This window comes from Luteimonas sp. 3794, from assembly GCF_031456825.1.
Classification (GTDB): domain Bacteria; phylum Pseudomonadota; class Gammaproteobacteria; order Xanthomonadales; family Xanthomonadaceae; genus Luteimonas.
The window spans coordinates 551247-577191 of record NZ_JAVDVJ010000001.1 but is presented as its reverse complement, the minus strand read 5'-3'; the positions used below and the strand labels follow the sequence as shown (position 1 = coordinate 577191).

Annotated in this window: 27 protein-coding genes; 9 read left to right on the top strand and 18 right to left on the bottom strand. The window is 69.4% G+C overall.

What is annotated here, in order from left to right; all coding sequences use genetic code 11:
• Positions 1-49 precede the first annotated feature (49 nt).
• Positions 50-1633: a hypothetical protein gene (locus J2X52_RS02580; protein WP_310148200.1), complete on the top strand. Its 1584-nt coding sequence runs from the start codon at positions 50-52 to the stop codon at positions 1631-1633.
• A gap of 21 nt (positions 1634-1654) precedes the next feature.
• Here the strand turns inward: J2X52_RS02580 and J2X52_RS02575 are convergent, their stop codons facing one another.
• Entirely contained in the window at positions 1655-2845 is a 1191-nt protein-coding gene (locus tag J2X52_RS02575; RefSeq protein ID WP_310148198.1) for a hemolysin family protein, read from the bottom strand.
• A 215-nt stretch (positions 2846-3060) separates the two neighbouring features.
• On the opposite strand from J2X52_RS02575, the gene J2X52_RS02570 reads away from it, so the two are divergent.
• Positions 3061-4758, top strand: a complete 1698-nt coding sequence (locus J2X52_RS02570) for a hypothetical protein (RefSeq protein WP_310148195.1) — start codon at positions 3061-3063, stop codon at positions 4756-4758.
• Positions 4759-4806: 48 nt separating this feature from the next.
• Positions 4807-6030, top strand: a complete 1224-nt coding sequence (locus J2X52_RS02565) for a multifunctional CCA addition/repair protein (RefSeq protein WP_310148827.1) — start codon at positions 4807-4809, stop codon at positions 6028-6030.
• Positions 6031-6061: 31 nt separating this feature from the next.
• On the opposite strand, the gene J2X52_RS02560 is transcribed toward J2X52_RS02565, so the two are convergent.
• From J2X52_RS02560 to J2X52_RS02535, 6 genes are read right to left on the bottom strand one after another with little or no spacing between them, the layout of a single operon-like run.
• Positions 6062-6898 carry a DUF72 domain-containing protein gene (locus tag J2X52_RS02560; RefSeq protein ID WP_310148192.1) on the bottom strand — a complete coding sequence of 279 codons (837 nt, stop codon included), beginning with the start codon at positions 6896-6898 and terminating at the stop codon, positions 6062-6064.
• A gap of 26 nt (positions 6899-6924) precedes the next feature.
• Positions 6925-7278 carry a VOC family protein gene (locus J2X52_RS02555; RefSeq protein WP_310148189.1) on the bottom strand — a complete coding sequence of 118 codons (354 nt, stop codon included), beginning with the start codon at positions 7276-7278 and terminating at the stop codon, positions 6925-6927.
• An 18-nt stretch (positions 7279-7296) separates the two neighbouring features.
• Positions 7297-8325, bottom strand: a complete 1029-nt coding sequence (locus J2X52_RS02550) for a phosphotransferase (protein WP_310148187.1) — start codon at positions 8323-8325, stop codon at positions 7297-7299.
• A gap of 44 nt (positions 8326-8369) precedes the next feature.
• Positions 8370-8792 carry a VanZ family protein gene (locus J2X52_RS02545; RefSeq protein WP_310148184.1) on the bottom strand — a complete coding sequence of 141 codons (423 nt, stop codon included), beginning with the start codon at positions 8790-8792 and terminating at the stop codon, positions 8370-8372.
• A complete protein-coding gene (locus tag J2X52_RS02540; RefSeq protein WP_310148182.1) occupies positions 8789-9973 on the bottom strand; it encodes an SAM-dependent methyltransferase in 1185 nt (394 codons plus the stop codon). Before J2X52_RS02540 ends, J2X52_RS02545 begins: the two co-directional genes overlap by 4 nt.
• 58 nt (positions 9974-10031) lie before the next feature.
• The gene (locus J2X52_RS02535; RefSeq protein WP_310148179.1) at positions 10032-10238 is read right to left on the bottom strand and encodes a hypothetical protein; all 207 of its coding nucleotides are present in this window, start codon (positions 10236-10238) and stop codon (positions 10032-10034) included.
• A 205-nt stretch (positions 10239-10443) separates the two neighbouring features.
• On the opposite strand from J2X52_RS02535, the gene J2X52_RS02530 reads away from it, so the two are divergent.
• On the top strand, positions 10444-11181 hold the full coding sequence (locus J2X52_RS02530) for a pteridine reductase (RefSeq protein WP_310148176.1): 738 nt from the start codon (positions 10444-10446) through the stop codon (positions 11179-11181).
• A 117-nt stretch (positions 11182-11298) separates the two neighbouring features.
• Here the strand turns inward: J2X52_RS02530 and J2X52_RS02525 are convergent, their stop codons facing one another.
• From J2X52_RS02525 to tsaD, 11 genes are all read right to left on the bottom strand, one after another.
• A complete protein-coding gene (locus tag J2X52_RS02525; RefSeq protein ID WP_310148172.1) occupies positions 11299-12132 on the bottom strand; it encodes a DUF6159 family protein in 834 nt (277 codons plus the stop codon).
• A 108-nt stretch (positions 12133-12240) separates the two neighbouring features.
• Complete coding sequence (locus J2X52_RS02520) at positions 12241-13503, bottom strand: glycosyltransferase (RefSeq protein ID WP_310148170.1); 1263 nt, start codon at positions 13501-13503, stop codon at positions 12241-12243.
• A complete protein-coding gene (locus tag J2X52_RS02515; protein ID WP_310148168.1) occupies positions 13488-14069 on the bottom strand; it encodes a hypothetical protein in 582 nt (193 codons plus the stop codon). Before J2X52_RS02515 ends, J2X52_RS02520 begins: the two co-directional genes overlap by 16 nt.
• Positions 14059-15237 (bottom strand): glycosyltransferase, encoded by a 1179-nt coding sequence (locus J2X52_RS02510; RefSeq protein WP_310148166.1) that lies wholly within the window; start codon positions 15235-15237, stop codon positions 14059-14061. Before J2X52_RS02510 ends, J2X52_RS02515 begins: the two co-directional genes overlap by 11 nt.
• On the bottom strand, positions 15210-16166 hold the full coding sequence (locus J2X52_RS02505; protein ID WP_310148163.1) for an NAD(P)-dependent oxidoreductase: 957 nt from the start codon (positions 16164-16166) through the stop codon (positions 15210-15212). The genes J2X52_RS02510 and J2X52_RS02505 overlap by 28 nt, the downstream gene beginning before the upstream one ends.
• On the bottom strand, positions 16151-17017 hold the full coding sequence (locus tag J2X52_RS02500) for an MBL fold metallo-hydrolase (RefSeq protein ID WP_310148160.1): 867 nt from the start codon (positions 17015-17017) through the stop codon (positions 16151-16153). Before J2X52_RS02500 ends, J2X52_RS02505 begins: the two co-directional genes overlap by 16 nt.
• Position 17018: 1 nt before the next feature.
• Positions 17019-18023, bottom strand: coding sequence for a 3-oxoacyl-[acyl-carrier-protein] synthase III C-terminal domain-containing protein (locus tag J2X52_RS02495; protein WP_310148157.1), 1005 nt, complete (start codon positions 18021-18023; stop codon positions 17019-17021).
• On the bottom strand, positions 18023-18550 hold the full coding sequence (gene folK / locus J2X52_RS02490; RefSeq protein WP_310148154.1) for a 2-amino-4-hydroxy-6-hydroxymethyldihydropteridine diphosphokinase: 528 nt from the start codon (positions 18548-18550) through the stop codon (positions 18023-18025). The genes J2X52_RS02495 and folK overlap by 1 nt, the downstream gene beginning before the upstream one ends.
• 67 nt (positions 18551-18617) lie before the next feature.
• Positions 18618-19940 carry a mechanosensitive ion channel family protein gene (locus J2X52_RS02485; RefSeq protein ID WP_310148151.1) on the bottom strand — a complete coding sequence of 441 codons (1323 nt, stop codon included), beginning with the start codon at positions 19938-19940 and terminating at the stop codon, positions 18618-18620.
• 42 nt (positions 19941-19982) lie between these two features.
• Positions 19983-20339 carry a dihydroneopterin aldolase gene (gene folB, locus J2X52_RS02480; protein ID WP_310148148.1) on the bottom strand — a complete coding sequence of 119 codons (357 nt, stop codon included), beginning with the start codon at positions 20337-20339 and terminating at the stop codon, positions 19983-19985.
• A gap of 68 nt (positions 20340-20407) precedes the next feature.
• Entirely contained in the window at positions 20408-21442 is a 1035-nt protein-coding gene (gene tsaD / locus J2X52_RS02475) for a tRNA (adenosine(37)-N6)-threonylcarbamoyltransferase complex transferase subunit TsaD (protein ID WP_310148145.1), read from the bottom strand.
• 182 nt (positions 21443-21624) lie between these two features.
• On the opposite strand from tsaD, the gene rpsU reads away from it, so the two are divergent.
• From rpsU to dnaG, 5 genes are all read left to right on the top strand, one after another.
• Positions 21625-21840 carry a 30S ribosomal protein S21 gene (rpsU, locus tag J2X52_RS02470; protein WP_101926061.1) on the top strand — a complete coding sequence of 72 codons (216 nt, stop codon included), beginning with the start codon at positions 21625-21627 and terminating at the stop codon, positions 21838-21840.
• A gap of 144 nt (positions 21841-21984) precedes the next feature.
• Positions 21985-22431 carry a GatB/YqeY domain-containing protein gene (locus tag J2X52_RS02465; protein ID WP_310148139.1) on the top strand — a complete coding sequence of 149 codons (447 nt, stop codon included), beginning with the start codon at positions 21985-21987 and terminating at the stop codon, positions 22429-22431.
• The gene (locus tag J2X52_RS02460) at positions 22431-22931 is read left to right on the top strand and encodes a GNAT family N-acetyltransferase (protein ID WP_310148137.1); all 501 of its coding nucleotides are present in this window, start codon (positions 22431-22433) and stop codon (positions 22929-22931) included. The genes J2X52_RS02465 and J2X52_RS02460 overlap by 1 nt, the downstream gene beginning before the upstream one ends.
• 105 nt (positions 22932-23036) lie before the next feature.
• Positions 23037-24020: a YihY/virulence factor BrkB family protein gene (locus tag J2X52_RS02455; RefSeq protein ID WP_310148134.1), complete on the top strand. Its 984-nt coding sequence runs from the start codon at positions 23037-23039 to the stop codon at positions 24018-24020.
• Between the two features lie 134 nt (positions 24021-24154).
• Positions 24155-25888, top strand: a complete 1734-nt coding sequence (gene dnaG / locus J2X52_RS02450) for a DNA primase (protein ID WP_310148824.1) — start codon at positions 24155-24157, stop codon at positions 25886-25888.
• Positions 25889-25945: the final 57 nt, after the last annotated feature.

Here is a 25945-nt window from a genome sequence, read left to right as displayed (position 1 = left end):
CCGACAGCGCGCGTCGTGCACTCGCGTCCCAACTGCCATGGAGGCTGCCATGCGCGCACTGCGCACCTTGATGCTCGCTCTGGGCCTGTCGCTCTGTACGGGCGTACAGGCCGAACCGGCCGTGTACTTCGTCGACCACACGATCCGCGCCCCCGGCCATGCCGGCACGATGCGCACCTTGGGCTTCAACCGGCTCACGCTCGAGGCCGGTTCGGCCGGCGAGCAACGGCTGCACACGCAGCCCCTGTGGTCGCAACTGCGCGGCGGCGGGCAGTGGCGATCCACTGACGATCTCGATCCCGACGACGCCATCGACGCGGCCCTGATCCAGGTGCTGCATGCCGGATTCGAGGTGCGGATTTCGGCCGACGGCACGCCCGGTCCGATGCGCGCCGTCGACGGCGCCGCCTGGGCCCGGTTGTTGAAGCAGCGCCCGCGCGCGGCGCAGGCACTGGTGGATGCGCCGCAGACGCTCGGTCTGCAGGTCCGCGCGCTGCCCGACGGGCTGCGCATGGGCCAGGTCATCCGCCAGCGCGCACCGTCGCCGGCGGGCGACATCGACACGCGCCTCGAGGTGCTGGCCGTCGACGACGGCGTCGCCGTGCTGGCGATGCACATCGAGGGCGACACCCTGACCGGCAGCGGCCGGCAGGCGGTGCGCCTGGCCGACGGCATGCCGCTCGATGTGTCCCTGCGTCTGGACATGGACGCCGCCGACGGGCTGCCGGCCACCGAGCAGCGCCTGCGCATGGTCGCGCTCGACACGATTCCCACGCTCGACCTGTCCGACTCGAATACGGCCAGGGCCGATTACGAAGCCGAGCGGCTGGCGGCGCCGCCGTTCTCCGAGCCATCGGACGATCCGACGCTATATCGCAACGATCCGCCGCCACGCGGCGTGCCGCTGCAGGACATGCTCGCGCCGGAACGCCTGGACACGATCGCGGCGCAGCTGGCGTTCGGCCTGAAGCCGCGCAGCATGGGACGTGCGCGCCTGGTGATGGGTGCCGAGATCAAGTCCGACGCCAGCGGCACAGACGACGGCCCGCCGCCGCTGTTCGGGCGTCTGCGCTCGGTCACGCTGCGCGATGCCGCCTACCGGCCGCTGCCCGGCCTGGAGGCGGTGCCCGTGCGGCCGATGCTCGCGCTGGTGGGCCAGTGGCACAGCGACGAAGGCGAGGCCGACTTCCCGTTCCGTCTGCCGCCGGGCGTGCGCGACGAGGCCCTCGCCGCGCTGGCGACGATCGACCTCGAGATGGAGGCCGAAACCTACGCCTGGGACGGCGTGGAGACCGTCGCCTATGGCGAACAGCCGCAATCGCAGCCCGGTGCGCGCTTCGACTGGCGCTCACCGCGTCACATCGGCTTCGAGCAGGCACGCGCCCGCCCCGACGAAACGGACGCGCTGTGGAGCATCGCGGTGCCGCTGGACGCCGACGGCCGTCCGCTGCCGCAGGCCTCGCTGATGCACCGGGGACGCGACGCCGATGCACTCGACTGGGAATGGCGGCACACGCCGCAGCGCACCGAGATCGCCACGCCGGCGCCGATCGCGGCCGTGGAGCTGCGACGCTACCGCTGGCGCATGCTGCCGCACGTCCTGTCGTTCAAACGGGTCGAATCCATCGAGTGACCGCGCGCGCCGGCGCTCGATTCAGCGGTCGGCTGGCCCGCCGCGCTCGTCGCGCGCATCGACCGGTAGACCGTGCGCCGCTGCGCGTTCTTTCCAGCGCCGGCGCGCCAGCCGCTGCATGTCGGAGACGCGGTCGCTCTCGTCGATGATCTCCTGGCCCAGCAGCGTCTCGACAACGTCTTCCATCGTCACCACGCCGCTGGTCGAGCCGTACTCGTCGACCACCAGCGCGATCTGCTGGCGGCGGTCGAGCAGGAACTCCAGCAGGCCGGTCAGCGGCATGCTTTCGGGCACGCTGCGCATCGGGCGGGCCAGCGTGCGCAGCGCCACGTCACCGTCGCCGCGGGCTTCGGCCTGCAGCATTTCCGAGCGCAGTACGAACGTCGTCGCGTCGTCGATGTCGTCGGTATAGATCGGCACCCGCGAGAACGGTGCCGTGCGCGCGTCCTGCAGCGCCTGGGACACCGGTGTGGTATCCCGCAGCGCGGCGACCACGGTGCGCGGCGTCATCACGTCGTGCGCGCGCAGCTCCGACATGCGGAACAGGTTGCGCAAGATGTGCGACTCGCGCGGCAGGATGCCGCCACTTTCCTCGCCGACGCTGGCCATCGCGATGAATTCCTCGCGGTTGAACACGTGCGCCTGCTTGCCGCCCGAGATCAGCCTGGTCAGCATTTCGGACACACGGATCAGCGGATAGAGCACGACGATCAACATGCGCACGAAGACCGCGGTCGGCGCGGCCAGCTGGCGCCAGTACTGCGCGCCCAGCGTCTTAGGCACGATCTCCGACAGGAACAGGATCAGCAGCGTCGCCACTGCCGAGAACACTCCGACCCAGGCGCTGCCGAATGCATCGGAGGCCTTCGCGCCTGCGCCGACTGCACCGGCGGTATGGGCGATCGTGTTGAGCGTGAGGATGCCGGCGAGCGACTGGTCGATGCGCTCGTGGCGCAGCCGCTGCAGCCGCGCGGCGAGCCCGGGACGCTCAGCCTTCAGACCGGCGATGAACGAGGGCGTGATGCTCAGCAACACCGATTCGGCGACCGAGCACAGGAACGACAGCACGATCGCCAGCCCGAGGTAGACCAGCATCAGCGTGATGTCCCCGGCATCCCCGCTGCCGGGCATCGCCACCGGTGCGGCGAACGCGATGACAGGCAGGCCTGCCAGCAGCGCAAGACCGATGCGCGGGATCGTAGAACGTGGCACAGCGGCGCTCCGAGGGCGGGCCAGTCTAATGCGTGCGCCGTACAGACCGTGCGCAATCGGGTTCGCTGCGATCTCCCGACGCGTGACGCGCGCACATAGGCGACAGACGGTGCGCGCTGTTCGGCAATGGAGGCGTCTGGAACAATGTGCGGCTGCCCGTGACGAACCGCGCACCCCGCGCCGGTCGACGGCGCTTACAGGAAAGGAATCGATCGATGATGTGGTGGCGTGGTGTGATGACAGGCGCGTGCCTGTGGATGTTGGCCGGCCTGGCGCAGGCAGCGGCTGCTGCCGACGCCCGGGTGGTCTTCATCGCCCATGCGGTCACACGCGACGCATCGACCGCACCGCCCCTGCGGCAGTGGACCTATGCCACCGTCTCCCCCGCCATGGACACCGGAGACGGCCTGCAGCTGCGTCTGCGCCCGGTGTGGACGCGCGCGCCCGACATGCCCGGTATCGACTCGCTCTCGCTCGACGATCGGCACGCCGAGGACCGGGCCATGCGGACAGTGCTCGCCAGCGGCTTTGATGTGCAGGCGCGGCCCGATGGCACTGTGGTGCGGCCGGTCGACGCCAAGGCCTGGCAAACGCTGGCCGCGTCTCAACCGGACGAGCGCCTGCTGGTCTCCACCCGCCTGGCGGCGCTCGCACTGCGCGCGGTCATGCTGCCGACCGCGCCGCAGGTCGGGCAAGACATCATCCGCCATGACCGCACCGGCGACTTCGCGTCCCTCGAGACCCGCATGCAGGTGCGCACGATCGACGACGCGATCGCGGTGCTGGATCTCGAATTCAGCGGCGCCGGCCTGCGGGGCCACGGCCGCCAGGCGGTCCGCATCCACGACGGTCAGCCGCTCGAAGTGCGCCTCTATCTCGAGCGCACCCCCGCGGGCGCCGATGCGCCACAAGTGCATCGGCTGCACGTGGTGGACATGGCGACCGAGCCCACGCTCGATCTCGAACTCGACCCAGGGCAGGCGCAGGCGTATGTCGAATCCATCGAGGCCACGCTGGGCAATCCGCCGTTCTCTGCCCGGACCGACGATCCCGCGCTTTTCAGACTGCACCCCACGCCCGAGGGCGCACTCGAGCCCTGGATGCCAGCCGGGCAGGTGCCCGCAACCGACGCGATGCTGGTCTTCGGCCTCAAACGCCAGCCGCACGGTCCCCGTCTCATCATCACCATGGGGGCCGATGGACGTGCGATCGGCAAGGCCGGACCGGCGCTGTCCGAATTCTCCACCCTGCGCGTGCGCGACGTCGCGTTGCTCGACCACGCCGGGCGTCCGCTGACCGGCGCCGAGGCCACGCTGGTGCAGCCGACCGTGTCGATGCAGGACCGCCAGCGCGTCGACGAGACCCAACTGATGTTCCCGTTCCACCTGCCGCACGATGTGGCGGCAGAGACCCTCGTGGCGGCGCACACGATCCGGATGACGGGCGACGCGAACGTCTACCGTTGGGACCGCGCGGAAACCGTCGCCCGAGCGGCGCAGACCGAGCACCCCGGCGACGCGCATATCGAATGGACATCACCCTACCGGGCGGCGCTCATCCAGCCCTATTCGCAACCGGCGGATCGACAGGGCCGCTGGACGACGGCGGTGCCGGTCGACGCGGCCGGCCGCGAGATCCCGTCCGCGCTGGTCATGGTCTGGCGTTCGCTCGACATCCCCGGCGACTGGCGCACGCCCGCTGCGTTACCTGCGCTTGTCCTTGAAGCCGGCCGCGTGCCGCATCGGCTGGAAATCGCGACGGCCGAGCCGATTGCAGGGCTGCGCCTGCGCCATTACCGCTGGCACACCGAACCCCGGACCTGGACCTTCCACGACGTCCGCTCGCGAATGAACGATGCCGATCGCGCGACATACGAACGCGAGTTCGGCCCGTCCGGGGCCGCAGCCCGTTAGGCTACAGCGGCGTCGTTTCCCTCGTTATCAGGCCTCGGTCCCATGTCCATGCGCATCTATCTCGTCGGCGGCGCGGTCCGCGACCGGCTGCTGGGCCTGACGCCCGGCGACCGCGATTACGTCGTTGTCGGTGAGACCCAGGCTTCGATGGAAGCGGCCGGTTTCCGTGCGATCGGCCTGGATTTCCCGGTGTTCCTGCATCCCGAAACGCAGGACGAGCACGCGCTCGCGCGGACCGAGCGCAAGTCCGGGCGCGGCTATCGTGGCTTCGTCGTCGACGCCGATCCGTCGGTGACGCTGGAGCAGGACCTCGGTCGCCGCGACTTCACGATCAACGCGATTGCCGAAGCGCCCGACGGCACCCTCATCGATCCCTACGGCGGCGTGCGCGACATCGAGGCGCGCGTGCTGCGTCATGTCGGTGACGCATTCTCCGAAGACCCGCTACGGGTGCTGCGCGCCGCGCGCTTCATGGCCCGCTTCGCCCCGCTCGGTTTCACCGTCGCCGACGCGACGATGGCGCTGATGCGCGGCATGGTCGCGGCCGGCGAACTCGAGGCGCTGACGCCCGAACGGGTGTGGCAGGAACTGTCGCGTGCGCTGGCATCGAAGCAGCCGTCGGCGTTCCTGCGCACGCTGCACGACTGCGGTGCGCTGGCGGTCGTGCTGCCCGAGGTCGACGCGCTCTACGGCGTGCCGCAGCGGGCCGAATACCATCCCGAGGTCGACACCGGCGTGCACCAGGAACTGGTCAGCGACATGGCGGCGCGGCTCGCGCCGGGCGATGCGCTGATCGGCTTCGCCGCGCTGACCCATGATCTCGGCAAGGCGCTGACGCCGAAGGACACGCTGCCGCGCCACATCGGCCACGAACATGCCGGCCTGAAACCACTGGAGGGGCTGTGCGCGCGGCTGAAGGTGCCGGCGGCGCATCGCGAACTCGCGATCGTCGCCTGCCGCGAACATCTCAACGTGCACCGCATCGCCGAACTGCGCGACGACACCCTGCACGACCTGATCGCGCGTTGCGACGGGTTCCGCAAGCCCGAACGCATCGCCCAGCTGGCGCTGGTGTGCGAGTGCGACAAGCGCGGCCGCCTGGGCAGCGCCGAGGACGCCTATCCGCAGGGCGACACCCTGCGCCGCACGCATGCCGCCGCGCTCGCGGTCAACGCTCGCGACATTGCCGCCGCGGGAATCACCGGGCCGGCCGTCGGCGAGGCGCTGCGCAAGGCGCGGATCGCGGCGATTGCGCAGTCCCGGACGGGCTGAGCGTTGGCAGGCCCGGACATCGCGCCCGGATCTACGCGATGTCCTCCAATCGCTGCTGCAACGCCATCGCCGCGGCAGGATTGCGTGCTTTCGCGGCCGAGATGAAGAACACGAAGGTATCGCGCGGGGTGACCGGTGCGGCATCGCGGGCACCTGCATACGGCAGGTCGGTCGGCGCTTCGCCCGCTGCCCATTGCAGGGCGCGCTTGACCCAGGCGTCGAGCTGCAGGCCGGGATAGCCGGTGATACTGGTCTCACGACTGGCCATCAGCCTGGCGTAGACGAAACCGCCGGTGATGTCGGCGAAGGACGGGTAGTCGGTGGAATCGGTGAACACCGTCGCCACGCCGCGCGCACGCGCGAGGCGCAGCCACGCCTCGCTCTGGAACGAGGGGTGCCGCACTTCGATGGCGTGGCGCAACGGCAGGCCATCGACGGCATCGGGCAGCAGGTCGAGGAATGCTTCGACATCGTCGGCATCGAAACGCCGCTGCGGCGCGAACTGCCACAGCAACGGACCGAGGTGATCGCCGAGTTCGGCGATGCCACCGTCGACGAATCCGGCGATCTGTTTTGCAGTGCCGGCCAGCGCGCGTGCGCCGACGATGTGACGCGGCGCCTTCAGCGAGAACACGAAGCCCGCTGGCGTCTCGCTGCCCCACTTCGCATAGGTCGCCGGCTTCTGCGCGCCGTAGAAAGTGCCGTTGATCTCGATCGCGGTCAGACGGCGACTCGCGTACTCGAGCTCCCGCTTCTGCACCAGGCCCTTGGGATAGAAGTTGTCGCGCCACTCCGGATACGTCCAGCCGCCGATGCCGGTGCGGATGCCGTGGACGGGCACGGGTACGTCTGCGAACAGGTCGTCCATCGGAGTCTCCTCGCGCCGCGGCGCGATCAGTCAGGGTGCTGCGCGAATCGCAGACGATTGTGGTCGGGATCGACGAGCACCAGTTCGCGCGTGCCCCAGTCCGTATCCCAAGGCGCCTGCACGATCGGCACGCCGGCAGCCGTGAATGCGCGCGCGCAGGCATCTACGTCGCGCACCTTGAAATACACCGCGCCGCCCGGCGCACAGTCGCCGGCGTGGGCGATCAGGAACAGCGTCTGCCCGTCGCGGGTGAGCTGCGCGAACAGCGGCATGCCGGTATCGAAACGATGCTCCCAGTCGACGGTGAAACCGAGCGCGGCGTAGAACGCCAGGCTGCGTTCGGCGTCGGTCATGCGCAGCTGCGGGATCACGGCCTGCATGGCGATGCGTCCTTCGGATCAGTCCGCGGCGAACCGCGGGCGCACATGGCGGTCGAGCAGCACGCCCAGCGGCGCGAGCGCGGGATCGAGCGGCACGACCGCATCGAGATAGGCAAGGAACCGCGGCGCGTCGGCGAGATACTTGGGCTTGCCGTCGCGATGATGCAGGCGCGCGAAGATGCCCATGACCTTGAGGTGCCGCTGCGCGCCGGTCAGCGCGACGTCGCGCATGAACTGCGCGAGCGCCGGCACCGGCAGGCCGACCGCCTGCGCACGGGTGTGGTACTGCGCCAGCCAGGCGTCGGCCTGCGCGGCGGGCCAGCTGTGGAAGGCATCACGCAGCAGGCAGGCCACGTCGTAGGCGATCGGCCCGGTGACAGCGTCCTGGAAGTCCAGCACCGCGACGCCGCCTTCGACCGGCATCAGATTGCGCAGCATGTAGTCGCGGTGCACCAGCACCTGCGGCTGCGCCAGCATCGCGTCGATCAGATGCGCCTGCACCGATTCCCAACCGGCGCGCTCATCAAACGACAGCGTGACGCCGAGGTGGCGGTTAAGGAACCAGTCGTCGAACAGGGCGAGTTCGCGCCGCAGCATGTCGCTATCGAAGGCAGGCAGATCGTCCGGTGGCGCGATCGCCTGCAGACGCAGCAGCTGTTCGAAGGCCGCGTCCATCAGCGCGTCGGCATCGAGCGTTTCCAAGGTCTGCAGGCAGGTCGCGCCACCGAGATCCTCGAGCAGCAGGAAGCCCGATTCGACATCGCGCGCCCGCACGTGCGGCACGCGCACGCCGTGCATTTCCAGCAGATCGCGGATGCGCAGCCACGGGCGCACGTCCTCCAGGTCCGGCGGCGAATCCATGACGATGCGCGACAGGCCATGCGCCTCGCCGCGCCAGTAGCTGCGAAAGCCCGCATCCATCGACGCGCGCACGAGCGTCAGCGTGGCATCGCCGCTCGCTTCGCGGGCCCAGGCCAGGCGCGCGTCGGCGCGAACGGCATCGTCGGCAGGTGCGGTGGACGTGTGAGAAGGCGGGACGGCGGACATGCGGTGGACCGAGTTGGGAACGGAAGGAGTATCGGGCAAGCGGCTCAGCGCCGGGGTCGATCGGACCGCGTGTCGAACCACAGCAGCAGATCGCGGAAGGGCGTGAGCCGCGTCGACAGGCCCACGATCACGCCCAGCGTGTTCGCGAGCGCGTCGGCGGGATCTTGCGTGCGGGTGTCGGTCAACGCGCCCTGTGCGTACTCGAGGCCGATGCCCAGCAGCACCAGGCCGATCCCCGCGCCCAGCAGTGCGGGCCAGCGCGCGTAGAGCTGCACTGCGGCGGCGGCCAGCGCGAAGTAGGCGAGAAAGTGGTGCAGCTTGTCGCTGTTGGGGACGTCCGGCACAGGCACCGACGGCGCCAGCGACAGCACGACGACGATTGCGATCGCCGCGATCCAAAGCCCGCCCCACAACACCGGGCGGCGCAGCGGCTTGAACGCGCGGCCGAAACGCGGGCGTCGGCTCACAGACGGTGGCTCATGTCGCCGATCAGGAAGGCGTGGTCGAAGTCGACGTCCTTCGCGAAGCCGATCGCCTGGAAGGCCTCGCCCATCTCGCCCGGCAATGTGAGCCGTTTGGCCTGCTGGCGCAGCGCGTAGCGCGCAGCCTCGTCAGGCGCCAATGCCTCGTGCGCGGCCAATCGCTGCTCCAGGCGGTTGCCGAGCAGCAGCGAGGTCTGGTTGCAGTAACCGGCGAACTCGAACCCGGCATGCGTGCCGGCCTCGGCCAGTGCGGTGAAATCGACCGACGCGGTCAGATCCTGCAGGCCCGGCAGCGCGAACACGTCGCCGGTGACCTGGTGGCGATGGAACGCGCGCAGCGTGCCGGCATCGCGATCGTCGCGGTAGAACTCGCGCCGCGCGTAGCCGTAGTCGACGAACAGCATCGCGCCGCGGGTCAGACCACCGGCAACCGCCTGCACCCAGTACGGCAGCTGCGGCAGCAGCTCGGAACGGTAGCCATCCGGCAACGGCCCACCACGTTGACGCTCGACATGGCGTACCGCCGAACCAAGCAACGCATCAGCCGGATGCACCGTTCGGCCGAAGCCGTCGCCGTCGCGGGTCACGTACTCCTCGAACACCTCGCCTTCACCGATCACGAAACGCGGTGTGGGCAACGCATCGACGACTTCGTTGGCGAACAGCACGCCCTGCCAGTCGCCGGGCATCGGGCCGTCGACCCAGTCGACGCGCGCGAACAGATCCGTCGGCAGACGCTGCTGCAGATGCTGGCGCTGACGCTCGCGCAGATCCGCGCTGGGTTCGAGGATCGCGTAGCGCGCCGGCGTCGCATCGAGCGCCGCCAGATGCGCCAGCGCATCGCCTGCGAACGCACCGCTCCCGCCGCCGATCTCGAAGAACTGCGCTTCCGCGCCGAGCTCGCGCAGCACCGGCGCGAACGCCTCGGCCACGCACTCGGCGAACAGCGGCCCCAGCTCGGGCGCAGTGACGAAATCCCCGGCCGCACCGAACTTCGCCGCGCCCGCGCTGTAGTAGCCCAGGCCCGGCGCATACAGCGCCAGCTCCATGAACTTCCAGAACGGAATCGCCCCGCCGGCCTCTGCAATCTGGGCGTGGATCACGGCGCGCAGGCGCTTGCTGTGGGCGAGCGCATCGTCGCTCGGTGTAGGGATCTGGCTCGACATATGGGGGTTCCGGAACAGGCGTGTATCAGGATACGCGAGCCCACCTGACGGCCTGCCGTCACACGCGTGCTTTCAGCTCCACGACGTTGCCTTCGACATCGGTGAAACACAGTGAATCGCCATCGCCCTGCGCGCCCAAGTTGGATTCGACCGGTTCATGCGGCGCGACGCCGTGTGCGGTGAGATGGGCGACCAGCGCGGCCTCGTCGAGCGGGCGATAAGCAGGCAGACGTGGTCCACGTGGGAGTGGCGTGGAAGACTTCATGCGGCGCCGTGGATGCGCGATGACGATGGGTCGCGGACGGCCTGCCCTCACCCCTCTCCCTTGAGGAGAGGGGCTCACCTGCTCGGACCGCTGCACGCGTGGTCTACGACCCGGCCGCACTGATGAGGCGCCGGTCTGGCCATCCGCACGACGGTTCCTGGCAGGTGGCGTAAGGTGGCGTCCCACCGCCACATCACGTTACGGCATGTCCGCGTCCGCACCCGCTCCCGTTGTCTTGGTCACCGGCGCTGCCCGTCGCATCGGCGCGGGGATCGTGCGTCGCCTGCATGCCGATGGGTTCGCGGTCGCGTTGCATTGCCATCGCTCGCGCGACGACGCCGATGCACTGGCCGCCGAACTCGATGCACAGCGACCGGGCAGCGTGCACGTGCTGCAAGGCGATCTGGCCGATGCGGCCGTGCTGCCAAAGCTGGTCGAGGACAGCGTCGCGCGTTTCGGCCGGCTCGACGCGCTGGTCAACAACGCCGCGGCATTCGCACCGACCGCGTTTGACGCCACCGGTGCCGCCGCCTTCGATGCGCTGATGGCGACCAATGCACGTGCGCCGTTCCTGCTGGCGCAGGCCGCGGCGCCGCATCTGCGCGCGGCGCGCGGGGCGATCGTCAACATCGGCGATCTGTACGCCGAACGCCCACGCGCGGATCTGGTCGCCTACGCGGCGTCGAAGGCCGCCCTGCTCGGCCTGACCCGTGGCCTTGCGGTCGCCCTGGCACCGGAGGTGCGGGTCAATGCGGTCTCGCCCGGCGCGATCCTGTGGCCGGAAGACGGCGCGGATACTGCGCAGCAGACGCGCATTCTCGATGCGACGCCGCTTGGCCGGCTCGGCAGTGCAGAGGAGATCGCTGATGCCGTCGCCTGGTTGCTGCGTGGTGGCTTCACGACTGGCGAAGTGCTGCGGCTCGACGGCGGGCGTTCGCTCTAGCCATCCGAATCTGCGGCAAGAAAGCCCCCCGTAGGAGCGCGCTTGCGCGCGAACGGGCTTTCCAGCGAACGGCCATCGCGCGCAAGCGCGCTCCTACAGGTCGGCTGCGGCATGCGTCTAGCGCTTCGGCTCGAACGCATGCGCGAGCTGCGCACCGGAGAATCCGTCCGGCACATCGTGCGACACCGCGTAGCGGTACAGCGCCGCCGAGTAGATGCCGGTCAACGCGGCCTGGTAGACCGCGAGCAACAGCACGCCCAGCGCGCAGACCACGCCGACGGCGATGCCCAGCACGACCGAGCTCTGCAGCGCGATGAACGTCAGACCGACGCCGATCATCGCGACCAGCGTCGTCAGCAGACCGAAGGCCGCGCCGATGCCGACATTGCCGATCGCGTTCTCGCCCCAGGTGCGCTTGAGCAGGGTCACGCTCTGCTTGAGGGCGTCGATCGGGCCGATGTCGCGGCTGACCAGCACCGGCACCACGAGGAAGGTCGCCAGCGTCCAGGCTGCACCGAGACCGCTGCCGAGCAGCCGCACCAGGAAATTGTTCTCCTTGTGCTTGAGCGACTGCAGCAGCACGCCGACGGTCGCGGCGATGGCCGCGTAACCCAGGATCGCCGGCAATCTGCGCTTCGCCGCGGCCAGTCCGTCGGACAGCGTCGGATCGCCGCCGCCCAGGCGGATCATCGCCGCGCCGACCAGCGCGCAGTTGAAGAACACGATCACCGTGTACTGACAGAAGTAGAAGACGAAGGCGAGCAGCAGGCCGGCCAGGCCGATGCCGTGCTCGAAGACGCGCAGCGCGAACAGCGGCAGCACGAAGGTCGCCAGCACTGCGAGCGTGGCCAGGCCCGACAGCACCGGGAACAGCATCAGTTCCTTGTCCGAGCGCAGCACGGCCGCACTCGCCTTCACCAGACCCCAGCTCCGCGACAGCTTGTCGAACATGATCTTCTCCCCTTTCGATACGCGACCCCGGCACACGGGCGTCGACTGGATGGTGTCGCCCGGCGGGCGCGTTGCCCAGTGACAGACGTCATCTTCGGCCGTCGGGCACTACCACGACGTATCGTCGGCGACCAACGTGACCAGCGGACGCGCGTCTGTCGTCGCGCGCACCGCCGCCTGCAGTGCCGGCAGCCCGTCGAACAGTCCGGGATCCGCGAATGCGCGCCGCACCGCAGCCTCCAGTCCGGCGGGATCGCGCAGCCACAGCGCGGCGCGTGCGTGCTGCAGGCGCGCGGCGTGGTCGAATTGGTCGTAATCCTGCGGGCAGACGATCGCCGGACGCCCGGCCGCCAGACACTGGTAGAGGATGCCGGCGCCGCCGTGGTGCACGACGAGGTCGTAGCGGCCGATCCAGCGCGCGTAGTCGACATAGGCCAGGCGCTGGTAATTGCCCATGTGGTCGTGGTGATCGGCGGCGGCATCGCCATCGGTGAAATGGAATTCCACCTCGGGCATCGCCGCGGCCAACGCGCGCAGGCGCGCGTCGAACGCATTCTTGGCCCAGCGCAGATGCGTTCCCAGCGTCACCAGCACGTGGCGGCGACCTTCGACGAAACGCGGCTCCCGACGCGGTACCGACCACGGCGTATCGGTGCCAGGCGTCGGCAACTGCGGCCCGATGAAACGCAGCGCGGCCGGCCAGGTGCGCGGAAATTCCAGCGCGTCGATGCCGAGCGCGAGAATACGTTCGGGCGAGTACACCGCTTCGCTGCCGTCGTGGCGATACAGCCGCGGCAGGCCCAGCGCGGTCATGCGGTGTCGATACGCGCGATGCACGCCACGCTTGAAGCCGCGCACTGCCCGCCGCGCCAGTGCGTGCTGGAGACGCTGGCCCGCATGCTTGGCCGGCGACAGGCCGCCCATATAGGCCGGCGGTCCATCCGGCGCTTCGAGCACGCTTGGCGACGGCAGGCTGGTCCACCAGCGGATGCCGAGCGACTGCGCGACCGCGCCTGCAGCCGGCACGGTGAAGTCGGCGATGACGAGCCCAGGTCGCGTTGCCGCATCCGCATAGATCTCGCGCAAGGCCTGCGCGAAGCGGGCCATGACCTCGAGCGCGGCGCGCAGTTGCCGGTGCATGCGCAGCGGATGGTTGCGCACGGCATGGCGCGGATCGGAGATCGCATCGAGCACGCGCTCGGCGTCGGCATCGAGCAGCGGCACGCCGACCAGACCGGCGCGGGCGACCTGCGCCATCGCCGACGGGGTCGACAGCACCCGCACCTGGTGCCGCGCGGTGAGTTCGCAGGCCATCGCGAGCACCGGATGCAGGTGGCCGCTGTAGGGCGGTGCGATCAGGTCGATGCGCATGGCGTTGCCGCGATGAAGTCTTCGCACAGGGCGTGCACGTCGCGCCGGCGCAGGTAGTCCATGTGTCCGCCGTCGACAACGTGGACCGGGCCGCGCCAGCCGACGCGCGATATCCAGTCGCTGCGTCCACGCACGCACAGCAGGCGAGCGACGTCCGGCGCATGTCGCGCGACCGGGCCGTAGGCGAAGACGTGCAGCCGCGCACGCAGGTCAGCGGGCAGGCACAGATTCGCCAGCAGTTCCAGCCCGCAGCTGCCGGCCAGCAGCACGACGTTGTCGACTCCTTCGAACGTGGCCGCCACCGCTGCGCGGTGCTGCCTGGCAAACGCGGGGCGGCGCGCACCGATGTAGTCGCCGAGGTTGCGCCACGCCGCCAGTGGCAAGGGGACAGCGATGTGTCCAGTGTTTGGCGCGGCATACGGAAAGTTGCAGTCGACGAGTTCGCGGCCGGGTGCTTGCAGCGCATCGAGAAACGCCTGTTGCTCCGGACTCAGACCGCAGCGCGACGGATCGCTGCGCCCGGTCAGGAAGGCGATGCGGATCGGCGCGGTGGTCTCAGACGACATGGAAGCCACCGTCGGCATGCACGCGATAGCGCCGACTGCGCCAGCGCACCGTGCGCACGCAGCTCGCATGCAACAGATGCAGCGGCTGCAGCAGCTCGGCCAGCAGCGACAGTAGCGGGCGCTGTGGCGCGGATACGCCGAGCCTGCGCTGCAGCCATGCGGGCACGGCAGCACGCAGCACGAGCACGCCGATCACGCAGAGGGCACCCGTCATCGTGGGCTGCACCGCCAGCGCGATGCCCGTCGCCCACAACAGCAGCGGCGGCAGACCATGCAGCAGCGTGATCAGGACGCGCATCCGCAGCGGCTGACGCCGCAGCAGCAGCGTCGCGAACAGCATCCAGCGATGCATCTGGCGCAGGTAATGCGCCGGGCCGTCGATGCTGGTGCGCACGCGCACCGGGGCGATGGTCTGGGCGATGCGGCCGCCGTGCGCGCGCACCTGGTCGGCCATCGCCAGATCGTCGGCCAGCGCGCGCAGCAGCGGCGCGAATCCGCCGATTGCGCGCAGATGTGCAGTGCGCAGCGCGTAGCACATGCCGCTGATCGACACCGGCGGCGCCCAGGCCAGCGGCGCGAGATAGGTCAGCGCCGCGTTGTCGTTGACGAACTGCGCCAGCAGCCGCCCAGCCATTGGCTCGCCGTCGTCGACGTAGCCCGGCAATGCGGTCGCGATGTCGGCGCTTTCGAGCGCTGCAACCAGACGCGCGAGTGCATTGGCGGTCAGCGTCGCGTCGTCGTCGAGCACCAGGCACACCGGCGCCTCGACCGTGGCCAGCGCGCGGTCGAGCTTGAAGCTCTTGGGGTTTATCCCGTCGGGCGCGGGCGGGTTGACGTGCACGGCGATGACGGCGTGCGGATGCGTGGCCCGCAGCGATGCGATGACCGACTCAGCGTGCATGTCGCCAGCATCGACGAGCCAGTGGAAGCGCGCGTCAGGCAGTGCATCGAGCGTTTCGCACAGCACGTCGATCAGCCGCGGGTCACCACCGAGGATCGGCTGCAGCACCGCGACCTCGTGCAAGGCGAATGCGGCATCCGGCGTTGGCTGCGCTGCCTGCCCGCGGATCTCGCGCCCTGCGCAGACCGCGCGCAACGCCAGCAACGCGCCATACGCGCCGGCGAGCAACACCGCGACGCTCAGGCCGCCCACTGCGCCCGCTGCCAAGCGATGAAGTCGTCGATGCCGGTTTCGATCGACACACTCGGCGGGCCGAGATCGGCGAGCATCCGCGCCGGATCGAAGGTCTTCGAATACGCGAACACACCGACGCCGAAACGCGTCAGTGGCGGCTCGCCGCGCAGGCGCAGGCCGCGCCACAGCCATTCGGCGACAGTCGCCATGCGCAGCGCAGCCCCGATGGGAACGCGCCGCGTCGGTGGTGGCAGATCCAGCCGCGCCAGCACGTCGAGCAGCAAGGCCTGGATGTCGACCGGCTGCGCGTTGGTCAGATTGTAGCTGTCGGCCGGGCGGTCCATCGTCGCGACGCGCAGCAGGTAATCCGACAGCGTGTCGATCTGGATCAGGTCGCCGACCACCGGCCGGTCCTGTCCGGTGAACAGCGGCAAGGCGCCGCGGCGCGCGGCTTCGAGAATGCGCGGGAACAGCACGGTGTCGCCGACGCCGAACACCGCGCGCGGCCGCACGATGACGTGTTCGCCGGGATAGTCGCGTAGCAGCCGTTCGCCGGCGTACTTGGTCTCGGCGTAGGTGTTGACGAACTGCGGGCCCACCGGACTGTCTTCGCGCAGGTCGTATTGATGCGCTTCGCGGTAGAACACCGAACTCGACGACAGATAGACCAGCCGCGGGCTGCCGTTGCGACGGCAGAAGTCGATGACGTGCCGGGTCGCATCGACGTTCTGCGCAATGTACTCGGCGCGCGTGCCCCAGGGCGACGAACGCGCGGCGGCATGGATCACCACGTCGGGCCGCACCGGCAGGTCGAAGGGCTGGCTGAGATCGCAACGGATGTAATCCGGCAGATCGGTCGCGCGGCGGCCGGTGCCGACGAGTTGCAGATCGGCGCGCCCGGCATGATGCCGCAGAAAAGCGCCGCCGACGAAGCCGGACGCGCCGGTCACGAGGATGCGCATGCGGGACCTCCGCGCGTCGCCGCGCGATACGTGTCGAGACTGGCCTGGCAATGCGACGGCAGGATCGCGACGTCGGGCGCGCTGACCGCGAGCGTGTGCAGGCGCTCGACGGTACGCAGGTAGGCCGCCCAGTCGTGCGTCACCAGGCGCGCCGGCCAGGTCGGCAGGCGCCGTTCGCGGAATGTCAGATGCGACCAGCAGGCGTCGGCGCACAGCAGGACCGCGCGGTCGTCCGTATCCCGCAGACACAGGCCCATCTGCCGCGGCGCGTGGCCGGGCATCGGGACTGCGAGCAGGCGGCCGTCGCCGAACAGGTCGAAGCCTTCGCCCAGGCTGTCCCAGGGCGCCGGCAATCGACGCGCGACGCCATCGCCCGCATAACGCACGCGCGCATCGAAATCTGTCGGCAGCAGCGCCGGCAGCCAGCCGTTGCGCAGACCGCGCACGCGTGACATCGCGCGCATCGCATCCAGGTCCTCGCGCATGCACAAGAAGCGCGCGTTCGGCAGGTCGCGCAGGCCGGCGATGTGGTCGGCGTGGAAATGCGAGACCAGGCACCAGCGGATGTCGGCCGGCCGCAGGCCGTGCGCGGCGAGCTGCACTTCCAATCGCTGCGTCTGCGGCAGTTCGACCGGCGTGGCCCAACGGTACAGGCGCTCGGGGAATCCCGCGGTCGCGTCCATGAAGTGCGCCGCGTAACCGGTGTCGTAGAGGATCGGCCCCTCGGTCGGATGCACGATCAGCGCGACCATCGACGGAAACGTCACGTTGCCCCAGCGCCCGCCGGCCAGCGTGACGCGCTCGCAGTGGCGGCACTGGCCGACATCGAACAGGCTCAGCTCGACACGCATGTCAGTACCGCAGCACGGCGCCGCCGACCGACAGGCCGGCGCCGGTGCCCAGCAGCAGGCAGGCCTGACCACGCTGCAGGCGACCGGCATCGATCGCATGATGCAAGGCATGCGGCAGCGAGGCGGCGACCTGGTTGCCGTGTTCGCCGAGGATGCGCATCGTGCGCGCCTCGGGCAGACGCAGCGCCTGCACGATGCGGTCGAGGCCGCCACCCGAGGCCTGGTGCGGCACGATGCAGTCGAGTTCTTCGAGCGTCAGGCCCGCCGCTTCGAGCAACCGCGCGAGCAGACGCGGCAGACGACGGCCGGCCATGCGGAACGTCGCCGGCCCGTCCATTTCGAAACGGTAGGCATCGCGATCGTCGTTACGCGGATCGCCCGGCGCGATGCGTGTGCCGCCGCCACGGATGCGGCAGGCGTCGGCGCCTTCGGCGAAGGTTTCCATGCGCCACGCCAGCAGTGCCGAATCATCGCCAGGCGCGGCGGCGCCGAGCACGACCGCGGCGGCGCCATCGCCGAACAGCGGTGCGGTGATCGGATCGCCCGCGCGCAGACCGCGCGACGGGACTTCACTGGCGACGACCAGCACGCGTCGGTACCGGCCGGCGGCGATCGAGGCCGCGACAAGATCCAGCGCGACCAGGAATCCCAGGCAGGTCGCGTTGATGTCGAACGCCGGAATGCCGGAACCGCCGAGCCCCAGCGCGCGTTGCACCAGGGCGGCCTGACAGGGAATCGGCTGCTCCATGACCGCGCAGGTCGAGACGATCGCATCGAGCGCACTGCCATCGATGCCCGCGGCCTGCAGTGCGCGCTCGGCGGCGCGCGCCGCCATCCAGGATGCGGTCTCGTCGTCACCGGCGATGCCGCGCATCGCCACGCCGGTGGCGGCTTCGCTGCTGCCCGGCGCCAGCCCGAGACGCGCATCGAACACCGTCGATGCCACGCGCTGCGCCGGGTGATGGCAGCCCGTGCCGAGGATGCGCAGGCGCGCCGGCGCATCCATCAGCCGGAAGCGCCCGCGTCGAATTCCTCCACACGCTCGAACGCCGTGTCGCGATCCGGATGTGCATCCCACAACTGCGCAAGCGATCGGCCGTCGACAGGATGCGGCCAGTCGGGCGCGATCTCCGCCGCAGGCCGCAGCACGAAGGCATGGCGCAGTTCATCGCGCGGAATGTGGAGACCCTGCCCCGGGCCCGACCCGGGGTTGCCGGCGCCACTGAGCACCGCGTCGTCGAACAGCACGATGTCGATGTCGAGCGTGCGGTCGCTGTAACGCGGGCCGCTGCGGTCGCGCCCATGCGTGTCCTCGAGCGCATGCAGCCAGTCGTTCAAGGCCGCGGGCGTGAGATCGGTACGCACCGTCGCCGCGGCATTGAGGAAATCCGGGCCCGTATAGCCGACCGCCGGAAAACGGTAGACCGCCGAGACCACAACGTCCTCGAAGCGCTTCCGCAACACCGCGATCGCCGCGCGCAGGTGGCGCTCGGGGTCGACGTTGCTGCCGAGGCTGAGCAGGGCGATGGGCATGGCACGCTCCGGTGGGGGCGCCATGATCGCCGATTGCCCCGCGTCCATGCGAGACGCGGGGTGCGGCTCAGCCTGCGTCGGGTGCCGACAACGGCGGCGCGGCACGCGGAGGTCGCGCATCGGCGGCCGGGGCCGGATCGGTGTCGTCCAGCCGCCGCAGATTGACGTCCACTGGCGCATCGCTGTGCGCCTGGAACACGCGCAGGTCGAACTCCGGCAGGATCGCCAGCAGGTGGTCGAAGATGTCCGACTGGATGCCTTCGTAGACACCCCACGCGGTGCTGGAGGTGAATGCCCAGACCTCGAGCGGCAGACCGGTTTCCGTCGGTTGCAGCTGGCGGACCAGCATCGTCAGGTCCTGGTTGATGTCCGGATGGTTGCGCAGGTAATGCTCGATGTAGGCGCGGAACGTACCGAGGTTGGTCACCCTGCGATGGTTGACCGGCTCGGCGCCGCGCTCGGCCAGCGTCGCGTTCCAGGCGCGCAGCTCCGCGTCCTTTCGGTCGAGATAGCCGTCGAGCACGGTGAAACGGCGGAACCTCGCGATCTCCTCCGGCTCCAGGAACCGCACGCTGCGCTGGTCGAGCAGCAGCGCGCGCTTGATCCGGCGGCCACCGCCCTCGGACATGTGACGCCAGTTCTTGAACGAATCGCTGACCAGCTTCTTGGTCGGCACCGTGGTCACGGTGCGGTCGAAATTGCGCACGGTGACGGTGTGCAGGGCGATGTCGATGACGTCGCCGTCGGCGTTCTGGCCCGGCATCTCGATCCAGTCACCCACGCGCACACGGCCGTCGTTGCTGATCTGCACGCTGGCGACCAGCGACAGGAGGGTGTCCTGAAAGATCAGCAGCAGCACCGCGGTCATCGCGCCCAGACCGGTGACGATGTGCAGGAACTCCGCGCCGATCAACGTCGCCACCGCCGAGATCGCGACCAGCGCGAACATGACGATCTTGGCGACCTGCAGGTAACCCTTGATCGGCTTGTTCCGCGCATCGGGACGCTGCTCGTAACTGCGGTTGATCGTATCGAGCGCCTTCGACACCGCCAGCGCGATCGTTACCACCACGAATACCTGGCACAAGGCCTCGACCACGGTCACCAGCTGCGACGGCAGGTCGGGCACCAGCGAGACACCGGCCGAGATCACCAGCGCCGGCACCACGTTCGCGAGCCGCGGAATGACCTGCAGCCGGACCTCGTGGTCGTGCTGCGCGCCCCCAAGCGGCGACTTCAGTAACAACTGCCGCAGCCCGCGCAGCAGCACGCGCTTGGTCAGAAAGTTGGCCAGCCATGCCACCAGTAGGACCGCGCACAGCACCGTGACGGTGTAGGCCCAGGGATACGGTGCGAGGGTGGTCTGGAGTTGCTCGAGCTGGGGGTGCATCGGATGGAACGCTCCTGCGCGCAACGCCGCGCAGGCTTTCGATCAGGCCTGACGCGTACGTTCGATATGGACGCCGACCGCGCGTGCACCACGCACCGCGCCCGGCTTGCTGAGCTTCAATCGTACCCAGTCGACCTTGAACTCCTCGATCACGATCGCCGCGCAGCGCTCGGCGAGCGTCTCGACGAGACCGAACTCGGACGCGGAGACGTAATCGATCAGACGCTTGCTGACCGCCTTGTAGTTCAGCGTGTCATGGATGTCGTCGCTGGCCGCTGGCACGCGGTTGTCGAACGCCATCTCGACATCGAACACCAGTGGCTGGCGGATCCTTCGCTCCCAGTCGTAGATGCCGATCAGCGCCTCGATCTCGAGGCCTTCGATGAAGACTTTGTCCATGGCGGCGATTGCATGCGGCGGAAAGTCCGCAGCTTAGCGGCAGCGATGCGACGGCGTCGCGTGACGGGTCACGCCGCCGTGAGCGGCGGCAACGACGCCATATCCCAACGCGGCACCACATGCACCGCCGCATCGCCGTGCTGGCCGGCTTCGAGGCGCAGCGCGCCGGCGAAGGCGATCATCGCGCCGTTGTCGGTGCACAGCGCCGGGCGCGGGAAGCACACCCGACCCCCGCGACGCTGCGCGTCGGCGCGCAGCTTCTCGCGCAGCCGCGTGTTCGCGCCGACGCCGCCGGCGACGATCAGCGTGTCGAAACCCGTGGCATCCAGCGCGCGCGCGCACTTGATCGCCAGCGTGTCGACCACTGCATCCTCGAAGCCGCGCGCGATGTCGGCCTTGGTCGCATCGGTCTGGTCGCTGCCCTGCCAGGCCAGCAGCACCTGGGTCTTGAGCCCGCTGAAACTGAAATCCAGGCCCGGGCGCGTGGTCATCGGACGGGGGAACTTGAACACGCCGGGCGTGCCGTGTTCCGCCAGGGCCGCCAGCTGCGGGCCACCGGGATACGGCAGGCCCATCATCTTCGCGGTCTTGTCGAAGGCCTCGCCCGCCGCGTCGTCGAGGGTCTCGCCGAGCAGGCGATAGCTGCCGATCGCGTCGACCGCCACCAATTGGGTATGCCCGCCCGACACCAGCAGCGCGACGAATGGCGCCGCCGGCGGATCGTCTTCCATCAACGGCGCCAGCAGGTGGCCTTCCATGTGATGCACGCCGATCGCGGGCACGTCGAGGCCCCAGGCCAGCGCGCGGGCGACGCCGGCGCCGACCAGCAGCGCGCCGACCAGCCCGGGGCCGGCGGTGTAGGCCACGCCGTCGATATCGCCGGTCGACAGGCCGGCCTCGTCCAGCGTCTGCCGCACCAGCGGCAGCAATTTGCGCACGTGGTCGCGGCTGGCGAGCTCGGGCACCACGCCGCCGTATTCGGCGTGCAGCGCGATCTGGCTGTAGACCGCATGCGCACGCAGGCCGGCCGCGCCGCCGATCGCGGTGTCGTAGACGGCCACGCCGGTTTCGTCGCAGGAGGTTTCGATGCCGAGGACTTTCATCGGGGGACTGCCTTCGAAGCGGAACGGAAGGCCGCGTCGGGCGCGGCGGCCCCACGGCTTGCACACCGCTGCGGGGGACGGCTATGATACGCGGCTCGCCGGGGCTGAGCCCGGTGGTATCGCATTCGAAATTCGATTCGAGCCGGCCACAAGGACCGGACGATCAGATCCCCGGAGATTCCATGCCAAGCGTCAAAGTCCGCGAAAACGAGCCCTTCGAGTTTGCGCTGCGTCGATTCAAGCGCACCTGCGAGAAGGCCGGTGTGCTCGCCGAAACCCGCAAGCGCGAGTTTTACGAGAAGCCGACCCAGGAACGCAAGCGCAAGGCTGCTGCTGCAGTGAAGCGTCAGTCGCGTCGCGTTTCGCGCGACGTCACCAAGCGCCAGCGCCTGTATTGATCGGCCCGGGCCGGGGCTTCCCCGGTTCGACCGTTCGATGACGCGAAAAGCCGGCAGCGCATTGCGCCGCCGGCTTTTTGTCGTTTCCGCCGCGGACCGGTCCGGTCCCGGCGCCTCCCGCACCCGTTGCACCCGGAGCCCAACATGACCCTGAAGCAGCAACTCACCGAAGACATGAAGGCCGCGATGAAGGGCGGCGACAAGCACGCCCTGGGCGTGATCCGCCTGATGCTGGCCGCGGTCAAGCAGCGTGAAGTCGACGAGCGCATCGAACTCGACGATGCCGCCGTGCTGGCCGCGCTCGAGAAGATGGTCAAGCAGCGCCGTGATTCGGTGAGCCAGTTCGAGGCAGCCAGCCGCGAGGACCTGGCCCAGGTCGAGCGCGAGGAGATCGTCATCATCGAGCGCTATCTGCCGGAGAAGCTCGGCGAAGACGAGATCCTGGCCGCGATCGCCAGCGCCAAGGCCGAAACCGGCGCCGCCGGCCCGGCCGACATCGGCAAGCTGATGGGCGTGCTGAAGCCGATGCTGGCCGGCAAGGCCGACATGGGCCTGGTGTCGCGCCTGGTGAAGCAGTCGCTGTCGAACTGATGACGCGCGCCGACGACGGCATCGTCCTGCGTCCCGCACGTCCGGACGACATGCCGCTGGTGCTCGCGCTGATTCGCGAACTGGCGGATTTCGAGCGCCTGTCCGATGCCGTCGTTGCCGACGAGGCACTGCTCGCCGACGCCCTGTTCGGCGGCGCGCCCGCGGCGGAAGTCGTGATCGCCGAGGTCGACGGTGCGCCCGCCGGCTTCGCGCTGTTCTTCCACACGTTCTCGACCTTCCTCGGCCGCCGCGGTCTGTATCTGGAAAATCTGTTCGTGCGTCCGGCATATCGCGGCCGCGGCGTCGGCGCGCGCTTGATGCGCCATCTGGCCGCGCTCGCTGTCGAACGCGGCTGTGGCCGGTTCGAATGGACGGTGCTGGACTGGAACGCGCCCGCGCTCGGCTTCTATCGCGCGCTCGGCGCACTGCCGCAGGATGGCTGGACGGTGCAGCGCCTCGAAGGAAACGCCCTGCGTGCACTCGCCGATGCACGCGGCTGATGCGGCGCAGCGCTTCACGCGCCGATACGACGCGGTGCATAAGGTGACGGCACCGCCACAGTGGCTGCAGGCGTACCACGCACCAGCCCCCTCGACTCGCCCCGCATGAGCCCATCGCCGCAAGACAACGACGAAGCCGACGCACCCGTCCGCCATACGCGCTGGGGTCGACTCCGCACGCGTATCGACAAGCGTGTGTCCCGGCTCGAAGACAGTCTGCCTGCGGCACTGGTCAAGCGCTTCGTCGACGCCGACCTGCTGAGCCAGGCCGCGTCGCTGTCGTTCTACACGCTGATCTCGCTGGCGCCGCTGCTGATCCTGGTGCTGTGGATCACCGCGTCGCTGTATCCGGCGGCGCAGGAAGCGCTGCTCGAGCAGATCGGCGAACTGGCCGGCGAAGGCGCGATGACGGTTGCCAATACGGTGATCCAGAATGCCAACGCCGAGCCCGATGTCGGCTCGTTGGCGGGACTGTGGAGCACGCTCCTGCTCTTCGTCGGTGCCACCGTGGTGTTCGCGCAGCTGCAGGGCACGTTGAACCTGATCTTCCGCACCGACGGCGACCGCATTCCAGGCGGGCTGCTGGCCTTTCTGCGCAAGCGTGTGTTTTCGGCCGGCGTGGTGTTCGCGCTGGGCTTCCTGGTGCTGGTGTCGACGCTGATGACGACCGCGGTGGAGGTGATCTTCGCCAATGTGCCGTCGATCCTGCCCTTCGTTGGCAACACGCTGATGCTGGTGATCTATTCGCTGGCCTTCGCCCTGCTCTACCACTACCTGCCCGACCGCCGCGTGCGCTGGCGGCAGGCGCTGTTCGGCGGTGCCGTGACGTCCATGCTGTTCGTGGTGGGCCGCTGGGGCATCGGCCTGTATCTCACCCATGCCGCGCCGGGCAGCGCCTACGGCTCGTTCGGTACGCTGGTCATCCTGCTGATCTGGATGTATTACGCGGCGACGATCTTCTTCGTCGGCGCGCTGATCACGGCGGTCATCGACGAGCGTCTGCGGCGGGCCTCGGTCGACCGCGCGCTGCGCAAGCGCGCCGAGCGGCAGGCCGCCGCGCTGGCGAACGGTCCGTCGCCCGACCGCTGAGCGTTGCACCGACGCGGCAGCGCGTGCGCGTGGCATCCTAGCGCCCGCATGATCCGCGTCGCGCTCCCTGCCCTTCCCTCGTTCCGCGTCGGCCCCGCTGCCGCGGCCGGCGCATGCCTGCGGGCCGAACGCTGATGGCGCGCATCCCCGACGCCTTCATCGACGACTTGTTGGCGCGCACCGACATCGTCGAAGTGATCAACGCGCGCGTGCCGCTGAAACGTCAGGGCAAGGAGTATTCGTCGCGCTGCCCGTTCCATGACGAACGCTCGGCGAGCTTCACCGTGTCGCCGACCAAGCAGTTCTATCACTGCTTCGGCTGCGGCGCGCACGGCACTGCGATCAGCTTCCTGATGAATTACGACCGCCTCGAATTTCTCGATGCGGTCGATGAGCTGGCCAAGCGCGCCGGCATGGAAATTCCGCGCGACACGCAGCAGCGTGAGGCGCGCCCCGACAGCGCGCCGATGTACGACGCGCTCGATGCCGCGTCGCGTTTCTTCGTCCGCGAGCTCGCCGGCAACGACACGGCGCGCAGCTATCTCGATGGACGTGGTGTCGACGCCACAATCCGCGACCAGTTCGCGATCGGCTACGCGCCCGACGGCTTCTCCGCGCTGAAAGACGCGCTGGGCAAGGACGACGCACGCCGCATCGCGGTGCTGGAGAAGGTGGGCCTGCTGTCGAAGAACGACCGCGGCCACAGCTACGACAAGTTCCGCGACCGGGTGATCTTCCCGATCCACGACCGCCGCGGCCGCGTGATCGCGTTCGGCGGCCGTGTACTCAAGCCGGAAGACTCGCCCAAATACCTCAACTCGCCCGAGACGCCGCTGTTCCACAAGGGCCGCGAACTCTACGGCCTGTGGCAGGTGCGCCAGGCCAACCAGAAGATCGAGCGGCTGGTGGTGGTCGAGGGCTACATGGACGTGGTGTCGCTGTTCCAGTTCGGCGTGCCGCAGGCGGTCGCCACGCTGGGCACGGCGACCACACCCGATCACGCCGAGCTGCTGTTCCGCAACGCACCCGACGTGTTCTTCTGCTTCGACGGTGATGCCGCCGGCCGCCGCGCCGCGACGCGTGCGATGGAATCGGTGCTGCCGCGCATGCGCGACGGCCGCCAGGCGTTCTTCCTGTTCCTGCCCGATGGCGAGGATCCCGACACCATCGTCCGCAGCGAAGGCGCGCCCGGCTTCGAGGCACGCCTGGCCCAGGCGACTCCGCTGTCGACGTTCTTCTTCGACACCCTGGGCGAGGGCATCAACCTGTCGACGCTGGACGGCAAGGCCCGTCTGGCCGAACGCGCCAAGCCGATGCTGGCGCAGATTCCAGACGGTGCCTTCGCCGACCTGATGCGCCAGCGCCTGGGCGAGCTCACCGGGCTCGGCGGCGCGAGCGCGCAGGCGCAGCCGCAGGCCGCGCCACGACGCATGCTGCGCGGCGGACGCGGCGCGCCACCGCCCAAGCGCAGCGTGGTGCGGCACGCCATCGCCCTGCTGCTGCAGAAGCCCGGCCTTGCAGCGGAACTGCCGCCGCCCTATCCCTTCGTCGCCCTGCGCCAGCCCGGTATCGAACTGCTGACCGAGCTGATCGCCATCGGCAGCGTGCGGCCTGATATCACCACCGGCGGATTGCTGTCGCAGTTCGAGGACCGCGACGAAGGCCCGGCCTTGCGCAAGCTCGCGACCCATGATCTCGCCGGTGACGAGGCCTCCTGGGGCCAGGAGTTGCGGGACGCGATCGAGCAGCTCGACCGGCAGGTGCTGCAGCAGCGGATCGACGATCTGCTGGGGCAGCAGCGGGCGGGCACCCTGGACGCGTCCGGCAAGCAGGCCCTTCGGGACCTGTTGCTGCAGCGGGCACGCTGAGGCCGCAATGTGCGCGTTTCAGACGGACTGCTTACGTGGCGATGACGACTTCTTAAC